General features: G+C 53.6%; 2 tRNA genes and 2 rRNA genes. All 4 read left to right on the forward strand.

Annotation, left to right across the window (positions count from 1 at the left end):
- Positions 1-1756 (forward strand): 23S ribosomal RNA (locus ACWFR4_RS48495); the annotation flags it as partial.
- Positions 1757-1805: 49 nt separating this feature from the next.
- A 5S ribosomal RNA gene (gene rrf / locus ACWFR4_RS48500) occupies positions 1806-1921 on the forward strand.
- A gap of 9 nt (positions 1922-1930) precedes the next feature.
- A tRNA-Asn gene (locus ACWFR4_RS48505) sits at positions 1931-2005 on the forward strand.
- 1 nt (position 2006) lies between these two features.
- Positions 2007-2079 (forward strand) — tRNA-Thr (locus tag ACWFR4_RS48510).
- Positions 2080-2104 lie beyond the last annotated feature (25 nt).

Genomic DNA, 2104 nt, shown 5'->3' on the forward strand with positions numbered 1-2104 from the left:
TTACTTTCTATCGCGCGCAAGGTTAATCAGAAGATGCGGACTGTTCTTCGAACAGTGGTAGGAGAGCGTTCTAAGGGCTGTGAAGCCAGACCGGAAGGACTGGTGGAGCGCTTAGAAGTGAGAATGCCGGTATGAGTAGCGAAAGAGGGGTGAGAATCCCCTCCACCGAATGCCTAAGGTTTCCTGAGGAAGGCTCGTCCGCTCAGGGTTAGTCGGGACCTAAGCCGAGGCCGAAAGGCGTAGGCGATGGACAACAGGTTGATATTCCTGTACCACCTCCTCACCATTTGAGCAATGGGGGGACGCAGGAGGATAGGGTAAGCGCGGTATTGGATATCCGCGTCCAAGCAGTTAGGCTGGGAAATAGGCAAATCCGTTTCCCATAAGGCTGAGCTGTGATGGCGAGCGAAATATAGTAGCGAAGTTCCTGATTCCACACTGCCAAGAAAAGCCTCTAGCGAGATGTAAGGTGCCCGTACCGCAAACCGACACAGGTAGGCGAGGAGAGAATCCTAAGGTGATCGAGAGAACTCTCGTTAAGGAACTCGGCAAAATGACCCCGTAACTTCGGGAGAAGGGGTGCTTGTTAGGGTGAAAGCCCGAGAAGCCGCAGTGAATAGGCCCAGGCGACTGTTTAGCAAAAACACAGGTCTCTGCGAAGCCGTAAGGCGAAGTATAGGGGCTGACGCCTGCCCGGTGCTGGAAGGTTAAGAGGAGCGCTTAGCGTAAGCGAAGGTGCGAATTGAAGCCCCAGTAAACGGCGGCCGTAACTATAACGGTCCTAAGGTAGCGAAATTCCTTGTCGGGTAAGTTCCGACCCGCACGAAAGGCGCAACGATCTGGGCACTGTCTCAACGAGAGACTCGGTGAAATTATAGTACCTGTGAAGATGCAGGTTACCCGCGACAGGACGGAAAGACCCCGTGGAGCTTTACTGCAGCCTGATATTGAATGTTGGTACAGCTTGTACAGGATAGGTAGGAGCCTTGGAAACCGGAGCGCTAGCTTCGGTGGAGGCATCGGTGGGATACTACCCTGGCTGTATTGACCTTCTAACCCGCCGCCCTTATCGGGCAGGGAGACAGTGTCAGGTGGGCAGTTTGACTGGGGCGGTCGCCTCCTAAAATGTAACGGAGGCGCCCAAAGGTTCCCTCAGAATGGTTGGAAATCATTCGCAGAGTGTAAAGGCACAAGGGAGCTTGACTGCGAGACCTACAAGTCGAGCAGGGACGAAAGTCGGGCTTAGTGATCCGGTGGTTCCGCATGGAAGGGCCATCGCTCAACGGATAAAAGCTACCCCGGGGATAACAGGCTTATCTCCCCCAAGAGTCCACATCGACGGGGAGGTTTGGCACCTCGATGTCGGCTCATCGCATCCTGGGGCTGTAGTCGGTCCCAAGGGTTGGGCTGTTCGCCCATTAAAGCGGTACGCGAGCTGGGTTCAGAACGTCGTGAGACAGTTCGGTCCCTATCCGTCGCGGGCGCAGGAAATTTGAGAGGAGCTGTCCTTAGTACGAGAGGACCGGGATGGACGCACCGCTGGTGTACCAGTTGTCTTGCCAAAGGCATAGCTGGGTAGCTACGTGCGGACGGGATAAGTGCTGAAAGCATCTAAGCATGAAGCCCCCCTCGAGATGAGATTTCCCATTCCGCAAGGAAGTAAGATCCCTGAAAGATGATCAGGTTGATAGGTCAGAGGTGGAAGCGTGGCGACATGTGGAGCTGACGGATACTAATAGATCGAGGACTTAACCATATAATATGTAGCAAATGTTATCTAGTTTTGAAGGAATATGCCTTCATAGTTTGGTGATGATGGCAGAGAGGTCACACCCGTTCCCATACCGAACACGGAAGTTAAGCTCTCTAGCGCCGATGGTAGTTGGGACCTTGTCCCTGTGAGAGTAGGACGTCGCCAAGCTTATATCGTTCCGCAGTAGCTCAGTGGTAGAGCTATCGGCTGTTAACCGATCGGTCGTAGGTTCGAGTCCTACCTGCGGAGCCATGCTTCCATAGCTCAGCAGGTAGAGCACTTCCATGGTAAGGAAGAGGTCAGCGGTTCGAGCCCGCTTGGAAGCTTTCCTCTATATGATAATAGTAAATG

Source organism: Streptomyces sp. NPDC055140 (assembly GCF_053607285.1).